The following is a 20442-nucleotide window of genomic DNA, read 5'->3' as shown; positions in this document are numbered from 1 at the left end:
GCGGACTGTGAAGACTCTCGACGACCTGCTCGCCGAGGGTGTGTCGGGTCGGCGCGTGCTGGTGCGCGCCGACCTGAACGTCCCCCTCGACGGCGACAAGATCACCGACGACGGCCGCGTGCGCGCGTCGGTGCCGACGATCAAGAAGCTGGTCGACGCGGGCGCCCGCGTCCTGGTGGCCGCGCACCTGGGCCGCCCCAAGGGCGGCCCAGACCCGAAGTTCTCCCTGGCCCCGGTCGCCCGGCGGCTGGGCGAGCTGCTCGGGCAGCCGGTGGAGCTGGGCGCGCAGACCGCCGGTGACGGCTCCGTGGTGCTGCTGGAGAACATCCGCTTCGACCCGCGCGAGACCAGCAAGGACGAGGCCGAGCGCGGCGCGCTGGCCGACGAGCTGGCGGCCAAGGCCGACGCGTTCGTCTCCGACGGCTTCGGCGTCGTGCACCGCAAGCAGGCCTCGGTCTACGACGTGGCCCAGCGGCTGCCGCACTACGCGGGCGGCCTGGTGCTGGCCGAGGTCCAGGTGCTGCACAAGCTCACCGAGGACCTCCAGCGGCCCTACGTCGTGGTGCTGGGCGGGGCGAAGGTCTCCGACAAGCTCGGCGTCATCGCCAACCTGCTGACCAAGGTCGACCGGCTGCTCATCGGCGGCGGCATGGCCTACACGTTCCTCAAGGCCCAGGGCCACGAGGTCGGCCAGTCGCTGCTGCAGGAGGACCAGATCGAGCAGGTCCTCGGCTTCCTGGAGCAGGCGCGGGAGCGCGGCGTGGAGCTGGTGCTCCCGGTCGACTTCCTGGCCGCCACCGGCTTCTCGGCCGACGCCGAGTTCGACGTGGTGCCCTTCGACGCCATCCCGGCCGACCGCGAGTGCCTGGACATCGGCCCGAAGACCCGCGAGCTGTTCGCGGCCAAGCTGGCCGACGCCAGGACGGTCTTCTGGAACGGCCCGATGGGCGTGTTCGAGTTCGAGGCGTTCTCCGGCGGCACCCGCGCGGTCGCCGAGGCCCTGGTGGCCAGCGACGCGTTCACCGTGGTCGGCGGCGGCGACTCGGCCGCGGCGGTGCGGGCGCTCGGCCTGCCCGAGGACGGCTTCTCGCACATCTCCACCGGTGGTGGGGCCTCGCTGGAGTTCCTGGAGGGCAAGGAACTCCCCGGCGTGTCCGTCCTGGAGGGCTGATGGCCACCCGACAGCCGCTGATCGCGGGCAACTGGAAGATGAACCTCAACCACTTCGAGGCCATCGCCCTGGTGCAGAAGATCGCCTTCTCGCTGCCCGAGAAGTACTACGCCAAGGTCGAGGTGGCGGTGCTGCCGCCGTTCACCGACATCCGCAGCGTGCAGACCCTGGTCGACGGCGACAAGCTGCTGCTCAAGTACGGCGCGCAGGACCTGTCGCCGCACGACTCGGGCGCCTACACCGGTGACGTGTCCGGCCCGATGCTGGCCAAGCTCGGGTGCTCCTACGTCACCGTGGGCCACTCGGAGCGGCGCGAGTACCACCACGAGGACGACGCGGTGGTCAACAAGAAGGTCAAGGCCGCGCTCAAGCACGGCATCACCCCGATCTTCTGCCTCGGCGAGCGCGTCGAGGTCCGGGACGCGGGCGGGCACGTCGAGCACTGCACCGAGCAGCTGGTGGCAGGCCTCAAGGGCCTGTCCGCCGAGCAGGTGCGCGGCGTGGTGATCGCCTACGAACCGGTGTGGGCCATCGGCACCGGCAAGGTCGCCAGCTCGGCCGACGCCCAAGAGGTGTGCGCGGCGCTGCGCGCCAAGCTCGCCGAGCTCCACGGCGAGGACGTCGCCTCGGCCGTTCGGGTGCTTTACGGCGGCTCGGTGAAGTCGGGCAACATCGGCGAGCTCATCGCGCAGAAGGACGTCGACGGCGCCCTGGTGGGCGGTGCGAGCCTGGACGCGGACGAGTTCACCAAGCTGTGCGCGCTGGCGGCGGGCGGCCCTCTACCCTGATGTCGGTGAACCAGACGTCCCCCCGCGGTGGTCCACGGTCGGCAGTTGACCGGGTACTCTGTGGCGTCACCTGCCTGACAGCGAGGAAGAAATGAACCTGTTCCTGCAGATCCTTCTGATCGTGTCCAGCCTGCTGCTGATCCTGCTGGTGCTGCTGCACCGCGGCCGTGGTGGCGGTCTGTCCTCGCTGTTCGGCGGCGGTATGCAGTCGAGCCTGTCCGGGTCCAGCGTGGTGGAGAAGAACCTGGACCGCCTGACGCTGTTCGTCGGCGCGATCTGGGTGATCGCCATCGTGGGCATCGGACTGCTCCAGAAGGTCAACTGACACCGGGTCAGTGGACTCAGGGAATCCACGTGGTGGGGGTGTGAGGGTCGATGGCTGGTGGTAACGCGATTCGCGGTACCCGCGTCGGCGCAGGCCCGATGGGTGAGTCGGAGCGCGGCGAGTCCGCGCCCCGGCGTCGGGTGTCGTACTGGTGCGCCAACGGGCACGAGTCGCGTCCGTCGTTCGCGGTCGAGGCGGAGATCCCGGAGATGTGGGATTGTCCGCGCTGCGGTCTTCCGGCCGGGCGGGATGAGCAGGCTCCCCCTGCTCCTCCGCGCAACGAGCCGTACAAGACGCACCTGGCCTACGTGAAGGAGCGCCGCTCCGACGCGGATGGCGAGGCGATCCTCGAAGAGGCGCTCACCAAGCTGCGCAAGCAGCGCGAAGAGCCCTAGCAGGCAAGCGACGAGGAAGGCCCCGCGGGAATCCCGCCGCGGGGCCTTCCGCGCGTTTTCAGGCCCTGCGGCGCAGCCCGGCGAACTGGCGGCGCAGCAGGGCCGCGCCGAGCAGCAGGACCAGCCCCACCACCACGAGCGTCGGGGTCGTCCCGCTGGTCGAGCTGGTCACCGCCACGTCCACGCTGCCGACCAGGACGATCCCGCAGTCCGCCCGGATCACGTGCCGCCCCGGCTGGACGGTGGTGAACTCCACCCCGGTGCTGAACCGGCCCGTGCCGTCGGCGGTGGTGGTGCCCAGGTCCTGGTCCTGCGACGACAGCGTCACGGTCGCACCGGGCTGACAGCCCGTGCCGGTCGCCGTCAGCGGGTCGCCCGGCTGCACGTGCTCCCTGTCCAGGGTCAGCACGCCGTCCCCGGACGTCGGCTCGCTCTGCGACGTCGGCGGGGTCGAACCGCTGCTGCCGGTGGTCGTCGTCGTGGTCGTGGTGGGGGCAGTGGTGGTCGTGGTCGGGCGCGTCGTGGTGGTGGGCGCAGGGGCGGTGGTGGTGGCCTGCGGCGCGGTCGTGGGAGCGGGCGGTGGCGCGGTCGTCGTGGGCTGCGGCACCGTCACGGTGAAGGTGGCGCCGGGGTTGCCCGACGAGCCGCACAGGGGCCTGGCCGTCACCTGGTGCCCGCCGGGGGTCGCCCCGGACGGCACGACCGCCGAGCCGGAGCCGCTGCCGCGCCACCCCAGCGGCCCACCCCCGATCGCGGTCCGGCCGTCCCACAGGATCTGCACCGCGTAGTCGCGGCAGTCGCGGCCGGGGTACAGGCCGGTCCAGCTGGCCGTGAAGCGCGTCCCGGCCGGGCCGCTGGCGACGGACAGGGTGAGCGAGGGGGCTTGCGGCTGGGCCGACGCGGGAGCGGCGACGAGCGCGGTAGCGCCGTAGGCGACGACACCCAGTAGAGCTAGTGTTCCAGCCGTTCGCATGTCCGTCCCCTGAACTTCGAGGTGCCCTTGTGAGACGCATTATGGGCAGGGTCGGATCGCTGCTCCTGTGCGGGATCGTCCTCTCGGGGCTCGTCGCGGGCACGGGGCGCGCGGCCGACGGCGCCGTCACCATGAACGCCACTGTGGACGGTGCGCCCGTGGGGGCCGATGTGCTGGTGCTGGCCCCCGGCGGGTCCAGCCGCATCTCGGTGACCGTCCACAACGGGACCGCCGCGACCCGCTACGTGAAGACGATCCGGTTGTCCGGCACCGCGCTGGCGCTGCCCTTCTTCTCCTACGACACCACCATCCCGTTCGAGGTCCCCGCCGGGCGCAGCGTCACCCGCGGCTTCGTGCTCGACCTCGCCCAGCTCGGCGGCCAGGCCACCGGCCTGCTGCCCGCCCGCCTGCAGGTGCTCGACGCCAACCGGGACGTGATCGCCGCCGTCTCCGCCACCGCGGACGTGCGCGGGTCGACGTGGTCGGTCTACGGGCTGTTCGGCCTCGCGCTCGCCGTGCTGGCCGCGCTGGCCTGGGCGGCGGCGCTGCTCGCGCTGGCCAGGCAGCGCCTGCCCGCGAGCCGGTGGCGGCGCGCCCTGCGGTTCCTGCCCGCCGGGGTGGGCAGCGGGCTGGCGGCGGTGGTGCTGCTGTCCGCGCTGCGGGTCGTCACGCCCACACCGGTCGCCGAGGCGGTGCTGGTGCTGGGCTGCGCCGCGGTGGCGCTGGTCCTGGGCGCGCTCACGCCTCCCCCGGAGACCGTCGAGGCCCCGCTCGCCGACCCGGAGGCCACCCAGCGCCTGCGGCCGGTGGCGGGCCGCGGCGCCTGAGTCACCGGGCCAGCGGCAGCGCGACGCGGACCAGGAAGCCCCCGTCATCGGTCGGGCCCGCGTGGAACTCGCCGTCGAGCAGCACCGCCCGCTCGCGCAGGCCGACCAGGCCGTGGCCGCCACCGGGCAGGGCGGGCTCGGGCCGCTGGGACGGGCACGGGTCCGGGCGCTCGTTGCGGACCTCCACCCGCACCCGGTCGCCCTCGGCGTCGACCAGCACGGCGGCCGCCGCGCCGTGGGCGTGCTTGCGCACGTTGGTCAGCGCTTCCTGCACGGTCCGGTAGACCGCGCCGGACACCGGCGCGGGCGCCCGGCCCACCGGTCCCCGCACGGTCAGCGACGCGGGCACCGCCGAGGTGGCGACCAGCTGCGGCAGGTCCTCGATGCGCGGCTGCGGCGCGTCGTCACCGCTGGTCGTGCGCAGCACGCTGACCAGCTGGCGCAGTTCGTCCAGGGTCCGGGTGCTCAGCGCGCGGATGGTGCCCGCGACCTGCTTCGCGTTCGGGTCGGCCGCCACCACGCGCAGCGCGCCCGCCTGCATCGCGATCAGGCTGACCTGGTGGGACACCACGTCGTGCATCTCCCGCGCCAGGCGGGCCCGCTCGTCGGCGCGCACCGCGTGGGCGTGCAGCACCCGCTCGCGCTCGCGGCTGGCGGCCAGCTCGGCGATCCGGGCGGACAGCTGCTCCCGCGCGTGCGCCAGCAGCGCGATGGCGATGGGCATCCCCGCCACGATGCAGCCGTAGATGGCGTTGTGGACGTGCGACTTCCACTCCTGCGCCAGGAACTCCTCGACCGGCCAGACGAAGAACCGGCTCAGCCACACCAGCACCGCGCCCACGACGGTGGGCAGCGCCAGCAGCCTGCGCCGCGCCAGCGTGCCCAGCGCGATCATCGCGGCCAGCTGCGCCCACCCGGCCAGGAAGCCGGGGACGGTGACCAGGACCACCAGGAACGGGAACTGCCGCCGCAGCGCCACCGCGACCACCGCGATGACGGACAGGACGTAGTTGTACGGCTCGGCCTCCGGAATCACGCGCAGCCACACGTCCAGCGCGGCGACGGCGACCGCCGCCACGTCGAACGCGAGCTGCCGGTAGCCGACCAGCACCGCCTTCAGCCCGCGAGCGGCCCGTTCGGCCGCGGCCCCGTCAGCCCGGCTGCTCGGCAGCGCACCCGTCCCGCTGTCCGCCCCGCCGTCCGCCCCGGTGTCCGTCGCGCTGTCCACCGCCGCCCGTCTGCCCGCGTCCATCACCCATCGGTTGTCACCCTGCTGCGCCGCTGTCGCACTTGGCATGACCAGCCCCCTCCACCCCCGACGTGACCGTCACCCCTCGAGACGCCGCGGTTACCCGAAAGGGACGCGGACCCCACGATAAAGTTGCGAGCGCGAACGCTCACCAGTGGCTGACCAGATCCTGCACGTCGGGGAAGTCGGGCCGCTGGTCGAAGACCTCCAGCGGGAACGTGCCGTGCGGCCACTGCCGGAACGGCTCCGCCCACAGCCGGGACAGCGAGGGCGGGAAGCGCACCAGCTCGGCGACCGGCACGCCGTGGAGGGCCTTGAGGTCGTCGGGGTCGACGCAGTGGTCGCACAGGTCGATGGTGGGCGGCAGCCCGTAGTCCGCGAACACCCGGTAGACCCCGCGCAGGGCCTGGGCGAGAGATGTCACGTGTCGATGCTGCTTGCCGTGTCAGCGGCATTCTCCCGCCCTGAGCGGCGCTCCATCTCCGCCAGGACGTCGACGACGCCCGCTACTTGGACGACAACCAGTCGGTGCACGTCTACGACCGGCTGTGGGCCCACGTCACCTCGGCCGCGCTCGGTGAGGAAGAGTCGAGGAGGTTCATCCTGCGCGTGGCGCACGAGTTCGAGTAGAGGAGGAAGAGGGATGGCCACCAGGTTCGCGTGTTCGCGGTGGATCAAGTCGAGCTACAGCGATGGCAACGGGCAGTGCGTCGAAGTCGGGTTCGGCGGGCGCCGGGTCGGCGCTCGGGACTCCAAGAACACCGGTCCCGAGCTGGCGTTCCCCGGGGCGTCGTGGGCGGCGTTCCTCGTCGCTGTGAAGGCAGGCTGACCCGCGCCTGAGCAGGCACATCACAGATTGGTCTTTATTCCTCCGCGCATGGCACCGGAACCGCCGCCACCGCGTTCCAGGGGGCATGGTCAGGGGAAACGAGGACGAGCCGCAGCCGCCCCGGTGGGCGGTGTGGGTCGCGCGCGTCATCGCCGTGGTGGTCGTGGTGCCGGTGAAGCTGGCCTGGGAGGCGCTGAAGACCGCTGCGCGAGCCGTGAGCGAGGCGGTGCGCGTCTTCGGCGGGTTCCTGCGGCGCAGGCTGCTCTCGCCCCTTGGCAGGGCGATCGGCGGGTTCCTGCGGCTGCTGGGGCTCGGGTTCGACGCGGTCGGCCGGGTGCTGCGGTGGGTGTTCGGCGCGTTGGGCGAGTACGTGCTCCGGCCCATGGGGCGTGGACTGCGCGGGTTGGCCGATCTCCTCGGACGTGGGCTGCGCGGCCTGGGCCGCGCGCTCGGGGCTGTTCTGGAGGCGGTGCGCCGTCACCTGGCCGCGATCTTCGGCGGTGGCCGCCTCAGGCGGGCGCTGGCGCTGGTCGGCAGGCCGCTGCTCCGGTGCTGGCAGGTGCTGGTGGCGGCCCCGCTGCGGTGGTTGTGGCGGAACGTGGCCGTGCGGGCGGGCACCGCGCTGCAGAAGGCGCTGGAGAAGGCGCTGGAGTTCGTCGGCACCGTCCTGGGGCGGGTGCTGCGCGGCATCGGCCGAGGGCTGGCGAGGGTGGCCGCCCTGGTGTGGGACGGGCTGAAGTGGGCGGGCCGGGAGGTGGTCGCGCCGCTGTGGCGGGCGGTGCGGGCGGTCGGCCGCGCGGTCGCGGACGTGTTGGGCTGGGTGGTGCGCGGGGTGCGGCGGGTGCTCGCGGCGCTGGGCGGGGCGGTGCGCGAGTGGGTGCTGTCGCCGCTGTGGCGGGTGGTGCGCGCGGTCGGCCGCGTGATCGGGGAGGCGTTCGCCTGGGCGGGTCGCGTGGTGTCGCGGGGGCTCAGGGCGCTGGGACGGGCGGTGCGCAGGTGGGTGCTGTCGCCGCTGTGGCGGATGGCGCGCGGAGTCGGCCGCGCGGTCGCGAGCGCCTTCGGCTGGGCGGTGCGCGGAGCGCGGCGGGTGTTCCGCGCGGTGGTCGTCACCCCGGCGCGCTGGGTGCGCGGCGCGGTGCTCGCGCCGATCGGCCGGGCCGTCCGGCGGGGCTGGGAAGCGGCGGTGGTGGCCCCGGCGCGCTGGGCGCGCGGCTCGCTGCTGGACCCGGTGCGCCTGGCGGGCCGCAAGGTGCGCGGGCAGTTGCGCGCCGCGCTGGGACGCCGCTGAAGAGGTGCTGTTGAAGCGGTGCGGGACGGTCGCCGCCGTCCCGCACCGCGGTCCTCACGCCAGCGGGGGCGTGAACAGCTCCGGCACCTTGGCCGCCGCCGCCGAGTCCAGCAGCCACAGCGTCCGCCGCTGGCCGGTGGCACCCGCCGCGGGCAGCTGCACCTCGCCCGCGCCGGTCAGCGCCATGGACACCGCCGCCGCCTTGGCCGCGCCCGTGGTCATCAGCCACACCTCGCGGGAGCGGCGGATCGCGGGCAGGGTCAGGCTGACCCTGATGGGCGGCGGCTTGGGGCAGTTGCGCACCGCCACGACGCTGCGCTCGGCCTCGTAGACGGCGGGCGAGGACGGGAAGACCGACGCCACGTGACCCTCCTCGCCCACCCCCAGCAGGCACACGTCGAAGGTCGGCACCGAGCCGTGGTCCTCCGGGCGCGCCGCGGCGGCCAGCTCGTCGGCGTAGGCGTCCGCCGCGGCCTCCGGGTCGTCGCCGAAGGGGCCGTCGGAGGGGGCCATCACGTGCACCCGCGCCGGGTCGACCGGCACGTGGTCGAGCAGGGCTCGCCGCGCCTGGGTCTCGTTGCGCTCGGCGTGCCCGGAGGGCAGGAAGCGCTCGTCGCCCCAGTACAGGTCCACCCGGCCCCAGTCGACCGCGTCCCGCGCGGGCGTGGCGCGCAGGTGCTCCAGCACGGCGATGCCGGTGCGCCCGCCGGTCAGCACCAGCGACGCCGAGCCGCGCGCGGCCTGCGCGTCCACCAGCCTGGTCACCAGCCGGGCCGCCGCGGCGGCGGCCAGCAGGTCGCCGTCGCGGTGCACCACCACTTCCGGACGGCTCACGAACCCGCCTTCGCCCTGGCCGCCTGCTTGGCCGCCTTCACCGGCTTGGCCGAAGCCTTCACCGCGGCTTTCGCCGGGGCCTTGTCAGCGGTCTTCTCCGCGGCCTTGTCCGCCGCCTTCTCCGGCTCGGCGGCCTCGGCGGGCGCGGTGCCGTTGGTGGCGGGCTTCGCGGGCTTGGCCGCGACCTTCGTGGAAGTCCGGCCGCGCGAGACCTTGCCGAGCGCCTTCAGCGAGGTCTCGTACACCTCGTCCGGGTCCAGCCTGCGCAGCTCCTCGGCCAGGCAGTCGCGGACCTCGCGGCGCTGCAGCGCCACCCGCCGCTCCGGCTGGCCGGGCTGGGTCAGGGTGCCCACCCTGCCGTCGGGCCGCACCAGCTCCACCGCGCCGGAGCGCCGCTCCAGCTTCACGTCCACGATGCCCTCGCCGTGGGTGGCCTTGAGCCGCTTCACCGGCGCCCGCAGGTACGCGGCCAGCCACGCCGCCAGCAGGTCGGTCGACGGCGAGTCCGCCTCGCCGCTGACCTCCGCCTCGGTGACCTTCTCGTACGGCGGCAGGTCCAGCGCCGAGGCCAGCATGGCCCGCCACAGCGTCAACCGGGTCCACGCCAGGTCCGTGTCGCCCGGCGTGTAGCCCGCCCGGCGCTGCTCCAGCGCCTTGATCGGGTTCTTCTCCGCCGCCGCGTCGGTGATCCGGCGCTGCGCGAGCATCCCGATCGGGTCCTTCGCGGGCACCGCGGGCGCGTCGTTGGGCCACCACGCCACCACCGGGGTGTCCGGCAGCAGCAGCGGCACCACGCAGCTGGCGCCTTCGTTGGCCAGCTCCCCGTACAGCCGCAGCACGATGACCTCGGAGGCGCCCGCGTCGCCGCCGACGCGGATCTGCGCGTCGAGCCGGGCCGCCGCCTTGCGCGCGCCGCGCGCCACCACGATCACCCGGCACGGGTGCTCGCGGCTGGCGTCGTTGGCCGCGTCCACGGCCTCCTCGGTCTTGGCGCCGTCGTCGGTCACGATGACCAGCGTCAGCACCCGGCCCAGGGTGACCGCGCCACCCTCCTCGCGCAGCTGCACGAGCTTGCTGTTGACCTGCGACGTGGTGGTCGAGGGCAGGTCGATGATCACGGACGCCTCCAGTGCCTGCCGGTCCTGGCCATCATCGCCTCGGCCGAGGCCGGTCCCCAGGTTCCTGCCTTGTACTTCTCCGGCGCGCCGTGGCTCGCCCAGTGCTTGATGACGGGGTCGAGGATCTCCCAGGACAGCTCGACCTCGTCGTTCTTCGGGAACAGCGACGGCTCGCCCAGCAGCACGTCCAGCAGCAGCCGCTCGTAGGCCTCGGGGGAGGACTCGGTGAACGCGTGGCCGTAGCCGAAGTCCATCGTGACGTCCCGGACCTCCATGGAGTTGCCCGGCACCTTCGAGCCGAACCGCATGGTCACGCCCTCGTCCGGCTGCACCCGCACCACCAGGGCGTTCTGCCCCAGCTCCTCGGTGGCGGTGTCGTCGAAGGGCAGGTGCGGCGCGCGCTTGAACACCACGGCCACCTCGGTGACGCGGCGGCCCAGGCGCTTGCCGGTGCGCAGGTAGAACGGCACGCCCGCCCAGCGCCGGGTGTTGACCTCGGCGGTGATCGCCGCGTAGGTCTCGGTGGTGGAGTCCTTGGCGAAGCCGCCCTCCTCCAGCAGACCGGGCACCTTCTGCCCGCCCTGCCAGCCACCGGTGTACTGGCCGCGCGAGGTGGTCTCGTCGAACGGCCCGATCAGCCGGGTCGCCGAGAGCACCTTGACCTTCTCCGCCCGCAGGTCGCTGGGGCGGAAGGAGACCGGCTCCTCCATCGCGGTCAGCGCCAGCAGCTGCAGCAGGTGGTTCTGGATCACGTCGCGGGCCGCGCCGATGCCGTCGTAGTAGCCGGCGCGCCCGCCGAGGCCGATGTCCTCGGCCATGGTGATCTGCACGTGGTCGACGTAGTTGGCGTTCCAGATGGGCTCGTAGAGCTGGTTGGCGAAGCGCAGCGCCAGGATGTTCTGCACCGTCTCCTTGCCGAGGTAGTGGTCGATGCGGAACACCGACTCCTCGGGGAAGACGTCGTTGACGATCTTGTTCAGCTGCTTGGCGCTGGTCAGGTCGTGGCCGAACGGCTTCTCGATGACCACCCGCCGCCACTGGCCGGGGTGCGTGCCCGGCGCCTTGGCCAGGCCCGAGCGGCTGAGCTGGTTGACCACCGTGGTGAACGCGCTGGGCGGCACCGACAGGTAGAACGCGTGGTTGCCGCCGGTGCCGCGCTCCTCGTCCAGCTGCCGCACCGTCTCGGCCAGCGAGTCGAACGCGGCGTCGTCGTCGAAGGTGCCCTGCACGAAGCGGATGCCCTCGGCCAGCTGCTCCCAGACCGCCTGCCGGAACGGGGTGCGCGCGTGCTGCTTGACCGCGTCGTGCACGACCTCCATGAAGTCCTGGTCGGCCCAGTCCCGCCGGGCGAACCCGACCAGGCCGAAGCCCGGCGGCAGCAGGCCGCGGTTGGCCAGGTCGTAGATGGCGGGCATGAGCTTCTTGCGCGACAGGTCACCGGTCACGCCGAAGATCACCAGGCCGCAGGGCCCCGCGATGCGGGGCAGCCGCTTGTCCCTGGCGTCGCGCAGGGGATTGCGCTTGGTGGGCGCGGTCACGAACCGTCCTCCTGAATGGCTTCGACGAGCTGGGCGAGCCCGGCGACCCGGTCGGTGAGGTGCAGCCGCAGCACCGGGCGCCCGCGCTCGGCGAGCACCTGGCCGTCGCCCAGCGCCTGGGCCAGCTGCAGGGTGGCGAGGTCGTAGGGCCGTCCCGGCACCTCCAGCCGCGTCGGCGACGCGCCGGTGATCTGCAGGAACACCCCGTTCTGATGACCGCCCTTGTGGTACTGGCCGGTCGAGTGCAGGAACCGGGGGCCCCAGCCGAACGTGGTCTGCCGGTGCGCGCGACGGGCCACCTCGGCGCGCAGCAGCGCGAACGAGGCGTCGTCGAGCCGGTCGAGGTAGGCCTGCACGGACACGTAGCCGTGCTCCGGCGCCGCCGCGAACAGCGCCTGGAGCGCCTCGGCCGCGGTGCGCACGCCGCCGGGCAGCCAGTCGCCGCCCACGTGGACCTCGATCGTGCCGTCGGTGAACGCGGGCTCGACCGGCTCGGCCGCGGGCGCGTCCAGCAGCGAGCGCGCCGCCTTCTTGGCCGCCTCGACGTCGGGCTGGTCGAACGGGTTGATGCCAAGGCCGCGGCCCGCCAGCGCGGTCGCGGTCTCCCAGAGCAGGAACTGCGCGCCCAGCGAGCCCTCGACGGCGATCGAGGACGAGCCGGTCGCCGGGCCGATGGCCACGGTCGTGGCGTCCGAGCCCGCGTCGACGAAGCCCGCCGCGCCCGGACCCTCCACCACCACCGGCAGCAGGCCGGTGCCGTCCTTGCCGGTGGACTCGGCGATCAGCTGCTCGGCCCAGTCGCCGAGCCCCTTGATGCCCGAGCCGGTGTCGGCGAGGACGACCTTCTCCGCGCCGTGCGCGTGCGCGACGACGAGGTTGGCCGCCAGCAGCACCGCCGGGTTGTCCACCGAGTCGGCGGCCAGCAGCGGCGCCGCCTGCGCGGCCTCGTCCAGCAGCTTCGCGACGTCCGCGCCCGCCAGGCCCGAGGGCACCAGCCCGAACGCGGTCAGCGCGGAGTAGCGGCCGCCCACGTGCGGGTCGGCCAGGAACACCTTGCGGTACCCGGCCTCCTTGGCCGCCGCCTCCAGCGGCGAGCCGGGGTCGGTCACCACGACGATCCGCGAAGCGGCGTCCACGCCCGCGTCGGCGAACGCCTTCTCGAAGATGCGCCGGTGGCTGTCGGTCTCGACGGTCCCGCCGGACTTCGACGACACCACCAGCACGGTCCGCGCCAGGTCGCCCGCCAGCGCCTCGGCCACCTGGCCGGGGTCGGTGGTGTCCAGCACCACCAGCGGCACGCCCGCGGTGGCGGTGATCACCTCGGGCGCGAGCGAGGAACCGCCCATGCCCGCGAGCACCACCCGGTCAACGCCCTCGGCGAGCAGCTCGGCGCGCAGCGCCGCGATTTCCTCCACCAGCGGGCGCGACGACTCGTGCAGCGTCGTCCAGGACAGCCGGATGGCCGCCTCGGACTCGGCGGCCGGACCCCACAGCGTGGGGTCCTGGGCCGCGAGCCTGCTGGGCACCGACTCCTGGAGCAGCTCGGCCACCACGGTGTCGAGCTGCTCCTGGTTCGGCGTGCGGACGATCTCCGCGGAGATCACCTCGGTCATGTCAGCCCTTCGCCTGGTCCAGCTGGCCGGTCACGGTCTCCAGCAGCTCCGCCCACGACTTTTCGAACTTCTCCACGCCCTCGGTCTCCAGCGTGACGAAGACGTCGTCGACGTCGATGCCCAGCGCGGCGAGCCGGTCGAAGACCTCCTGCGCCTGCGCGGCCCGGCCGGTCACCGTGTCACCGGTGATCGCACCGTGGTCGGCGACGGCGTGCAAGGTCTTCTCGGGCATCGTGTTGACCACGCCCGCCACGACCAGCTGGTCCACGTACTGGGTGTCGGAGTAGTTCGGGTCCTTCACGCCGGTGGAGGCCCACAGCGGCCGCTGCGCGCGGGCGCCGTCGGCGGCCAGCGCCTCCCAGCGCGGACCGGCGAAGGTCTCCTCGTAGGCGGCGTAGGCCAGCAGGGCGTTGGCGATGGCGGCCTTGCCGCGCAGCTCGGCGGCGGCCGGGTCGTCGATCTTGTCCAGCCGCTTGTCGACCTCGGTGTCCACGCGGGACACGAAGAACGACGCCACCGAGTGGATGCCGCGCAGGTCGTGGCCGTTGGCCTTGGCCTGCTCCAGGCCCGTGATGAACGCCTCCATCACGTCGCGGTAGCGCTCGACGGAGAAGATCAGCGTCACGTTGACGCTGACGCCCTCGGCCAGCGTGCGGGTGATCGCGGGCAGGCCCTCGACGGTGGCCGGGATCTTCACCATCAGGTTCGGCCGGTCCACCGCCTTCCACAGGTCCAGCGCCTCGGCCGCGGTGCGCTCGGTGTCGTTGGCCAGCCGCGGGTCCACCTCGATGGACACCCGGCCGTCCACGCCGTCGGTGGACTCGTAGATGTCGCGGAACAGGTCGCAGGCGTTGCGCACGTCCGTGGTGGTGATCTCGCGGACCGCCGCCTCGGTGTCGGCGCCGCGCGCGGCCAGCGCGCGCACCTGCTCGTCGTAGGACTCGCCGTTCGACAGCGCCGAGGCGAAGATGGTCGGGTTGGTGGTCACGCCGACGACGTGCTTGGTGGCGATGAGCTCGCCCAGGTTGCCCGTGGTGAGCCGCTCGCGCGACAGGTCGTCCAGCCAGATCGACACACCGGCTTCGCTCAGCGCGGCCAGCGGGTTCGCAGTCATGTCTTCTCTCCTGCAGCTGTAGGGGTCAGCGGGTCCTGGCCAGCGACCGTCGGGCGGCGGCGACGACGTTCTCGGTGGTGAAGCCGAACTCCCGGAACAGCGTCTGGTAGTCGGCGGACGCGCCGAAGTGCTCGATGGAGACGATCTCGCCCGCGTCGCCCGCGAAGCGGTACCACGGCTGGGCGATGCCCGCCTCGACCACCACGCGCGCCTTCACCGACGAGGGCAGGACCCGCTCGCGGTAGTCCTCGTCCTGGGCGTCGAAGAACTCGACGCAGGGCATGGACACCACACGCGTGGCAACGCCGTCGGCCTCCAGAACCTTCCGCGCCTCGACCGCCATCTGCAGCTCCGAGCCGGTGGCGACGATGATCAGCTCCGGCTCGCCGTTGGCGGCGTCGTGCAGCACGTAGCCGCCCTTGGCCACGCCCTCGGCGGCCTTCTCCCTGGTGCCCTCGAGCACGGGCAGGTTCTGCCTGGTCAGCGCCAGGCCGGAGGGGGCCGTCGGGTCCTCGATCACGGCCCGCCACGCGGCCGCGGTCTCGTTGGCGTCACCGGGGCGCAGCACGCGCAGGCCGGGGATGGCGCGCAGCGCGGCCAGGTGCTCGATCGGCTGGTGGGTCGGGCCGTCCTCGCCAAGGCCGATGGAGTCGTGCGTCCACACGTAGGTGACCGCGGACTTCATCAGCGCGGCCAGCCGGACCGCCGGGCGCATGTAGTCGCTGAACACCAGGAAGGTGCCGCCGTAGGGGCGGGTCGGGCCGTGCAGCGCGATGCCGTTGAGGATCGAGCCCATCGCGTGCTCGCGGACGCCGAAGTGCAGCGTGCGGCCGTACGGGTTGGCGTTCCACTCCTTGGTGGAGGTCTCCGCCGGGCCGAACGAGTCCGCGCCCTTCATCGTGGTGTTGTTGGACTCGGCCAGGTCGGCCGAGCCGCCCCACAGCTCCGGCAGCACCGGCGCCAGCGCGTTGAGCACCTCGCCGCTGGCCTTGCGGGTGGCCACGCCCTTGGCGTCGGGCTCCCACGAGGGCAGCGCGTCCGCCCAGCCCTCGGGCAGGTCGCGGCCGATCAGCCGGTCCAGCAGCGCCTTGCGCTCCGGGTTGGCCTGTGCCCAGGCGTCGAAGGACTTCTGCCACTCGGCCTTGGCCTGCTCGCCGCGCTTGACCACCGCGCGGGTGTGCTCCAGCACCTCGTCGGAGACCTCGAAGGTCTGCTCCGGGTCGAACCCGAGGATCTTCTTGACCTCGCGGATCTCGTCCTCGCCCAGCGCGGCGCCGTGCGCCTTGCCGGTGTTCATCTTGTTCGGCGCCGGGTAGCCGATGATCGTGCGCAGCAGGATGAACGAGGGGCGCTCGGTCTCGGCCTTGGCGGCCTCCAGCGCGGCCAGGATGCCCGCGACGTTCTCGCCGCTCTCGACGACCTGCACGTGCCAGCCGTAGGACTCGTAGCGCTTGGCCGTGTCCTCGGTCAGCGCGATGGTGGTGTCGTCCTCGATGGAGATCTTGTTGTCGTCGTAGATGACGGTGAGGTTGCCCAGCTTCTGGTGGCCCGCCAGGGACGAGGCCTCCGAGGTCACGCCCTCCTCGATGTCGCCGTCCGAGGCGATGACGAAGATGTGGTGGTCGAACGGGCTCTGGCCGACCGGGGTGTCCGGGTCGAACAGGCCGCGCTCGCGGCGCGCGCCCATCGCCATGCCGACCGCGGAGGCCAGGCCCTGGCCCAGCGGGCCGGTGGTGATCTCCACGCCCGGGGTGTGCCGGTGCTCGGGGTGGCCGGGGGTCTTGGAGCCCCAGGTGCGCAGCGCCTTGAGGTCGTCCAGCTCCAGCCCGTAGCCCGCCAGGAACAGCTGGATGTACAGCGTCAGGCTGGAGTGGCCCGCGGACAGCACGAACCGGTCGCGGCCGATCCAGTCGGGGTCGGCGGGGTCGTGCCGCATGACGCGCTGGAACAGGGTGTAGGCCAGCGGGGCCAGGCTCATGGCGGTGCCGGGGTGGCCGTTGCCCACCTTCTGCACCGCGTCCGCGGCCAGCACGCGGACGGTGTCGACCGCGCGCTTGTCGAGCTCGGTCCAGTCGTCTGGCAGGGTGGCCTCGGTCAGCCGGGTGATGTCATCGGTGACGGACACGGACTTCCAGCTCCAGTCTCAGCGTAGGCGGCGGACGCCCTCGGGTGCTTCTCAATCGATCCCGTCAGGCCCGATCCGCGATTTCCCTCATCCGCCGGCCAGCCTAGTCCGCTGATCCGGCGCTCGTGCCCCGAGCACGCCGGAAGATCTCTGTGGGTGTACGCACAAGGTGCGCGACCGCCCTTCCCGGCTCTTCAGGGCGTACCCGTGCGAGCCGGGTTCCCAACACGCGGTTACGATTTGCCCATCCCCGACCTGCTGAGGAGCGCGACGCCATGAGTGCTGCCCCCGAGGCTCCGGCGCGGTCGCCCCGACAGGTCGTCGGCGCGTACGTGGCGCTGACCAAGCCGAGGGTGATCGAGCTGCTGCTGATCACCACCATCCCGGCGATGCTGCTGGCCGCCCGCGGCCTGCCGCCGCTGTGGCTGATCGCCTGCACCCTGGCGGGCGGCACGCTGGCCGCGGGCAGCGCCAACGCGCTGAACTGCTACGTCGACGCCGACATCGACGCGGTGATGAAGCGCACGGGGGCCCGGCCGCTGGCGCAGAACGCCATCCCGCCGCGCAACGCGCTGATCTTCGGCGTGGTGCTGGGGGTGGTGTCGTTCGGGTTCCTGTGGATCACCACGAACCTGATGTCCGCGGTGTTCGCGGTGCTCACCATCCTGTTCTACATCTTCGTCTACACCCTGGTGCTCAAGCGCCGGACGTCGCAGAACATCATCTGGGGCGGCATGGCGGGCTGCATGCCGGTGATCATCGGCTGGTCCGCGGTGACCGGCACGGTGGGCTGGCCCGCGCTGGCGATGTTCGGGGTGATCTTCTTCTGGACCCCGCCGCACACCTGGGCGCTGGCGATGAAGTTCAAGGAGGACTACGCCCGCGCGGGCGTGCCGATGCTGCCCGTGGTGGCCACGGCGCAGCAGGTGACCAGGCAGATCGTCATCTACTCGTGGATCACGGTGCTGTGCACGCTGCTGCTGGCGCCCGTGGCGGGCTGGATCTACCTGGCGGTCGCGGTGGCGTCGGGGGTGTGGTTCGCGGTGTTCGCGCACCGGCTGCACGGGGTCGTGCGGCGCGGCGGCTCGACGAACACGATGAAGTTCTTCCACATGTCGAACCTGTACCTGATGCTGGTGTTCTGCGGCCTCGCGGTGGACGCCGTCATCGGCCTGCCCGCACTCGGCTGGCCCTTCTGAGGTCCGGCACCCCGGCCCGGCGCGGGATCACCGCGCGCGGTGGGCGCCCGGCGTGTGGCCGAAAGCGCGGCGGAAGACGTCGATGAACGCGCTGGTGGACGACCAGCCGCAGGCGTGCGCCACGGTGGTCACCGGCGCGTCCTCCGCCAGCAGGACCAGGGCGTGGTGGAGCCGCAGCTGGGTGCGCCACTGCGGGAAGGTCATGCCGAGGTCGGCCTTGAAGAGCCGGGTCAGGGTGCGCTCGCTCGCGCCGACCCGCGCGCCGAGGGCGGCCAGGGTGCGGTTGTCGGCGGGGTCGGCGCGCAGCAGCGCGCACAGCGCCCGCAGCCGGGGGTCGGTGGGGCTGGGCAGGTGCACGGGTTGCTGCGGTGAGGCGCGGAGCTGGTCGAGCAGGACGGCGCGCAGCCTGCGCCGCTCCGGGACGTCTTCGCGCGGCGGACGGGTGTAGGCGAGGATCAGCTCGCGCAGCAGCGGTCCGACGGCCAGCACGCCCGGCTCGGCCCACCCCAGCGGGTTGTCGGTCGCGGGCAGGCCCACCAGGTGGAGTTCGAGCTCCCCGTGCGCCCGGTGGGCGTGCGCGGTCCCGGCGGGCACCCAGATGGCGCGGGTGGCCGGGGCGACCCAGGTTCCCCGGTCGGTCGTGATGGCCAGCACGCCCCTGGCCGCGTACGCGATCTGGTGGTCGTCGTGGCGGTGCGCGTCGATGCCCGCCCCGGAGGCCAGCGGCTGGACCCGCGTCGGCGCGGTCGACACGTGGCGGACTTGCGGCATCGAATGGCACTTTATCGGAAGCGCGACAGCCCGTCCGGTGGCGAGCATGGCGGGGTGTCGCGGAAGAAGTCGATCATCCTGCTGTCCGTCGGGCATGCCTGCGTGGACGTCTACCAGGGCTCGGTGGCCGCGCTGGTGCCGTTCTTCGTCGCCGAGCGCGCTTACGGCTACGCCGCGGCGTCGGGCGTCGTGCTCGCGGCGTCGCTGCTGTCCTCGGTGGCGCAGCCGCTGTTCGGCGCGCTGACCGACCGGTGGGCCATGCCGTGGCTGCTGCCCGTGAGCACGGTCCTCGGCGGCCTCGGCGTCGCACTCAGCGGCGTCAGCGGCTCCTACCCGCTGACGCTGCTCTTCGTGGCGGTGTCCGGGCTCGGCGTCGCCGCCTACCACCCGGAGGCCGCCCGCGCCGCCCGGATCGCGGCGGGCGGCAGTCACACCGCGATGGGCTGGTTCTCCCTCGGGGGCAACATCGGGTTCGCCGCCGCGCCCGTCGTGGTCGCCGCCGTCGTGACCGCGGGCGGGCTGCGGCTGTCCCCGCTGCTCATCCTCCCGGCCCTGGTCGGCAGCGTGCTGTGCCTGCCGGTCCTGCGAGCGCTCACCGGACGGGCCCGCACCGGCGCCACCACCGCGAGCCCGCCTGGCGCCGACGACCGGGCCTCCTTCGGCAAGCTGTCCCTGGTCGTGGTGTTCCGGTCGATCGCGTTCACCGGCCTGAGCACCTTCATCGCGCTGCACGCCCAGCAGCGAACCGGCGGCGGCCCCGCGACGGGCGCCGCCGCGCTGCTCCTGCTCTACCTCGGCGGGGCCGCGGGCACCGTGCTGGGCAGCAGGCTGGCCGACCGGTGGGACCGCGTCACCGTGGTCCGCTGGTCCTACCTGGCCGCCACCGGCGGGGTCGCGGGGGTGGTGTTCGTCCCGGGACCTGCCCTCCACCTGTTCGTCGTGCTGACCTCCGCCTGCCTCTACCTCCCGTTCGCCCTGCAGATCACGCTCGCCCAGGACTACCTGCCCACCCGCGTGGGCACCGCGAGCGGCGTCACCCTCGGCCTGACCGTCAGCGTCGGCGGCCTGGCCAGCCCGCTGATCGGTGCCCTGGCCGACCGCACGTCGCTGCAGGCGGCTCTCGCCCCGCTGGTCGTCCTGCCCGTCCTGGGCTGGCTCGCGGCCCGCACGCTGCCCGAACCAGCCGCCCCGGTCCGCTCGGAACCCGCCGGGGAGCGCTCCTGAGGCGGCCTACAGGTCCGCGGCCGCGCGGGAGTCCAGTTCCCGGCGCAGCCTGCTGAGGGCGCGGTGCTGCGCCACCCGCACCGCGCCCGGTGTCGAGCCCACCGCGGCGGCGGCCTCCTCGGCGGACAGCCCGACCACCACCCGCAGCACCAGCACCTCGCGCTGCTTGTCCGGCAGCACCTTGAGCAGCTGCGCCATCCGCTCGGACAGCTCGCCCCGCACCGCCAGCGCCTCCGGGCCCGCCTCCACCGACGGCGAGTCCGGCACGTCCTCCACCGGCTCGGCGCGGTTGCGGGCCGCGGCGCGGTGGGCGTCGGCCACCTTGTGCGCGGCGATGCCGTAGACGAACGCCAGGAACGGCCTGCCCTGGTCGCGGTAACCGGGCAGCGCCTTGAGCACGGCCAGGCAGACCTCCTGGGCCACGTCGTCCGCGGTCGTCGAGGACCAGCCCACGCGGGCGCGGCAGTACCGCACGACCGCCGGGCGCACGGTGGTCAGCAGTCGATCCACCGCACGGCGGTCACCCGCCACGGCGCCTTCGACGTCGGTCTTCGACACACGGGGAACCGCCCGCCCCGCTGCCGGGGTTAACGATCCCTCGCCGTGCAGTTCCATCGCGGAACACCCCCACGCGTCACGCCGCCCGAGCGCGGCATCACCCTCTTGTGGGAGGGGGACGGCCGGGCGAGTTAGCTCTTACGGAGGTTCCGGAGAAATTTTTCCCGCTCCACCACGACCACGCGGACGGGCTACGAGACGGCCGAGAGCAGCTCCGCCACGCTCGGGTCGTCCAGCGACTCGACGATGCACTGCCACAGCTCCAGGTTCGCCGTGGCCCACCGCGAGTACAGCGCCGCCGCCTCCGGGTCGTAGAAGTAGTAGCCCTCGTCGTGCTTGTCCCGCTGCTCGCCGACGATCTTGTGCGCCAGCTCGCGCAGGGTGATGCCGTTCTCCTCCAGGTACTTGGGCGCGAGCACGACCGGTGTCACCGGCAGCGCCTTGAACAGGGTGTCCGCGTCGGACAGCGCCTGCGCCGCCGGGGAGATGTCGCGGTGGCGCAG

21 protein-coding genes and 1 pseudogene are annotated in these 20442 nt (G+C 73.1%); 10 read left to right on the top strand and 12 right to left on the bottom strand.

All coding sequences use genetic code 11. The features are described 5' to 3' along the window. Positions 1-7 precede the first annotated feature (7 nt). The 4 genes from IEZ00_RS19135 (at position 8) to IEZ00_RS19120 (ending at position 2679) form a co-directional block, all read left to right on the top strand. On the top strand, positions 8-1171 hold the full coding sequence (locus IEZ00_RS19135) for a phosphoglycerate kinase (protein WP_189224650.1): 1164 nt from the start codon (positions 8-10) through the stop codon (positions 1169-1171). Continuing rightward, positions 1171-1959 carry a triose-phosphate isomerase gene (gene tpiA, locus IEZ00_RS19130; protein WP_189224649.1) on the top strand — a complete coding sequence of 263 codons (789 nt, stop codon included), beginning with the start codon at positions 1171-1173 and terminating at the stop codon, positions 1957-1959. The genes IEZ00_RS19135 and tpiA overlap by 1 nt, the downstream gene beginning before the upstream one ends. A gap of 91 nt (positions 1960-2050) precedes the next feature. Further along, complete coding sequence (gene secG, locus IEZ00_RS19125; RefSeq protein WP_189224648.1) at positions 2051-2284, top strand: preprotein translocase subunit SecG; 234 nt, start codon at positions 2051-2053, stop codon at positions 2282-2284. Between the two features lie 50 nt (positions 2285-2334). After that, entirely contained in the window at positions 2335-2679 is a 345-nt protein-coding gene (locus IEZ00_RS19120) for an RNA polymerase-binding protein RbpA (RefSeq protein WP_189224647.1), read from the top strand. 58 nt (positions 2680-2737) lie between these two features. On the opposite strand, the gene IEZ00_RS36795 is transcribed toward IEZ00_RS19120, so the two are convergent. Further along, positions 2738-3652, bottom strand: coding sequence for a hypothetical protein (locus tag IEZ00_RS36795; RefSeq protein WP_229795890.1), 915 nt, complete (start codon positions 3650-3652; stop codon positions 2738-2740). 29 nt (positions 3653-3681) lie between these two features. Between IEZ00_RS36795 and IEZ00_RS19110 the strand changes: the two genes are divergently transcribed. Continuing rightward, on the top strand, positions 3682-4479 hold the full coding sequence (locus IEZ00_RS19110) for a hypothetical protein (RefSeq protein ID WP_229795889.1): 798 nt from the start codon (positions 3682-3684) through the stop codon (positions 4477-4479). Between the two features lies 1 nt (position 4480). Here IEZ00_RS19110 and IEZ00_RS19105 read toward each other — a convergent pair whose 3' ends face one another. Both IEZ00_RS19105 and IEZ00_RS19100 read right to left on the bottom strand, forming a co-directional pair. After that, positions 4481-5776 (bottom strand): sensor histidine kinase, encoded by a 1296-nt coding sequence (locus tag IEZ00_RS19105; RefSeq protein ID WP_189224645.1) that lies wholly within the window; start codon positions 5774-5776, stop codon positions 4481-4483. A gap of 100 nt (positions 5777-5876) precedes the next feature. Further along, positions 5877-6152, bottom strand: a complete 276-nt coding sequence (locus IEZ00_RS19100) for a hypothetical protein (RefSeq protein ID WP_189224644.1) — start codon at positions 6150-6152, stop codon at positions 5877-5879. Positions 6153-6238: 86 nt separating this feature from the next. On the opposite strand from IEZ00_RS19100, the gene IEZ00_RS36790 reads away from it, so the two are divergent. From IEZ00_RS36790 to IEZ00_RS19090, 3 genes are all read left to right on the top strand, one after another. Further along, positions 6239-6358 (top strand): hypothetical protein, encoded by a 120-nt coding sequence (locus tag IEZ00_RS36790; RefSeq protein WP_229795888.1) that lies wholly within the window; start codon positions 6239-6241, stop codon positions 6356-6358. 13 nt (positions 6359-6371) lie between these two features. Then, entirely contained in the window at positions 6372-6557 is a 186-nt protein-coding gene (locus IEZ00_RS19095; RefSeq protein ID WP_189224643.1) for a DUF397 domain-containing protein, read from the top strand. A gap of 85 nt (positions 6558-6642) precedes the next feature. Further along, positions 6643-7845, top strand: coding sequence for a hypothetical protein (locus IEZ00_RS19090; protein WP_189224642.1), 1203 nt, complete (start codon positions 6643-6645; stop codon positions 7843-7845). A gap of 54 nt (positions 7846-7899) precedes the next feature. On the opposite strand, the gene pgl is transcribed toward IEZ00_RS19090, so the two are convergent. Genes pgl through tkt form a run of 6 tightly spaced genes read right to left on the bottom strand, consistent with a single transcriptional unit; the run spans position 7900 to position 16187 of the window. Next, the gene (pgl, locus tag IEZ00_RS19085; RefSeq protein WP_189224641.1) at positions 7900-8679 is read right to left on the bottom strand and encodes a 6-phosphogluconolactonase; all 780 of its coding nucleotides are present in this window, start codon (positions 8677-8679) and stop codon (positions 7900-7902) included. Continuing rightward, entirely contained in the window at positions 8676-9797 is a 1122-nt protein-coding gene (gene opcA, locus IEZ00_RS19080; RefSeq protein WP_189224640.1) for a glucose-6-phosphate dehydrogenase assembly protein OpcA, read from the bottom strand. Before opcA ends, pgl begins: the two co-directional genes overlap by 4 nt. Beyond that, a complete protein-coding gene (gene zwf, locus IEZ00_RS19075) occupies positions 9794-11335 on the bottom strand; it encodes a glucose-6-phosphate dehydrogenase (RefSeq protein ID WP_189224639.1) in 1542 nt (513 codons plus the stop codon). The genes opcA and zwf overlap by 4 nt, the downstream gene beginning before the upstream one ends. Then, the gene (locus IEZ00_RS19070) at positions 11332-12948 is read right to left on the bottom strand and encodes a phosphoglucose isomerase-related protein (RefSeq protein WP_189224638.1); all 1617 of its coding nucleotides are present in this window, start codon (positions 12946-12948) and stop codon (positions 11332-11334) included. Before IEZ00_RS19070 ends, zwf begins: the two co-directional genes overlap by 4 nt. Before the next feature lies 1 nt (position 12949). Next, on the bottom strand, positions 12950-14062 hold the full coding sequence (gene tal, locus IEZ00_RS19065; protein WP_189224637.1) for a transaldolase: 1113 nt from the start codon (positions 14060-14062) through the stop codon (positions 12950-12952). A 25-nt stretch (positions 14063-14087) separates the two neighbouring features. Further along, positions 14088-16187: a transketolase gene (tkt, locus tag IEZ00_RS19060; RefSeq protein WP_189224636.1), complete on the bottom strand. Its 2100-nt coding sequence runs from the start codon at positions 16185-16187 to the stop codon at positions 14088-14090. A 275-nt stretch (positions 16188-16462) separates the two neighbouring features. On the opposite strand from tkt, the gene IEZ00_RS19055 reads away from it, so the two are divergent. Further along, positions 16463-17386 (top strand): heme o synthase, encoded by a 924-nt coding sequence (locus IEZ00_RS19055; RefSeq protein WP_189224635.1) that lies wholly within the window; start codon positions 16463-16465, stop codon positions 17384-17386. A 27-nt stretch (positions 17387-17413) separates the two neighbouring features. Here the strand turns inward: IEZ00_RS19055 and IEZ00_RS19050 are convergent, their stop codons facing one another. Continuing rightward, the gene (locus tag IEZ00_RS19050; RefSeq protein WP_189224634.1) at positions 17414-18157 is read right to left on the bottom strand and encodes a helix-turn-helix transcriptional regulator; all 744 of its coding nucleotides are present in this window, start codon (positions 18155-18157) and stop codon (positions 17414-17416) included. A gap of 54 nt (positions 18158-18211) precedes the next feature. On the opposite strand from IEZ00_RS19050, the gene IEZ00_RS19045 reads away from it, so the two are divergent. Next, positions 18212-19381 carry an MFS transporter gene (locus tag IEZ00_RS19045; RefSeq protein ID WP_189224633.1) on the top strand — a complete coding sequence of 390 codons (1170 nt, stop codon included), beginning with the start codon at positions 18212-18214 and terminating at the stop codon, positions 19379-19381. Positions 19382-19387: 6 nt separating this feature from the next. On the opposite strand, the gene shbA is transcribed toward IEZ00_RS19045, so the two are convergent. Both shbA and IEZ00_RS36785 read right to left on the bottom strand, forming a co-directional pair. Continuing rightward, a complete protein-coding gene (shbA, locus tag IEZ00_RS19040; protein ID WP_276530107.1) occupies positions 19388-19939 on the bottom strand; it encodes an RNA polymerase sigma factor ShbA in 552 nt (183 codons plus the stop codon). A 191-nt stretch (positions 19940-20130) separates the two neighbouring features. Continuing rightward, positions 20131-20442, bottom strand: a pseudogene (locus IEZ00_RS36785) (HD family phosphohydrolase); the annotation flags it as partial.

Origin of the sequence: Saccharothrix coeruleofusca, from assembly GCF_014648515.1 — a bacterium.
Classification (GTDB): Bacteria; Actinomycetota; Actinomycetes; order Mycobacteriales; family Pseudonocardiaceae; genus Actinosynnema; species Actinosynnema coeruleofuscum.
This window is presented reverse-complemented; position numbering and strand designations above follow the sequence as displayed.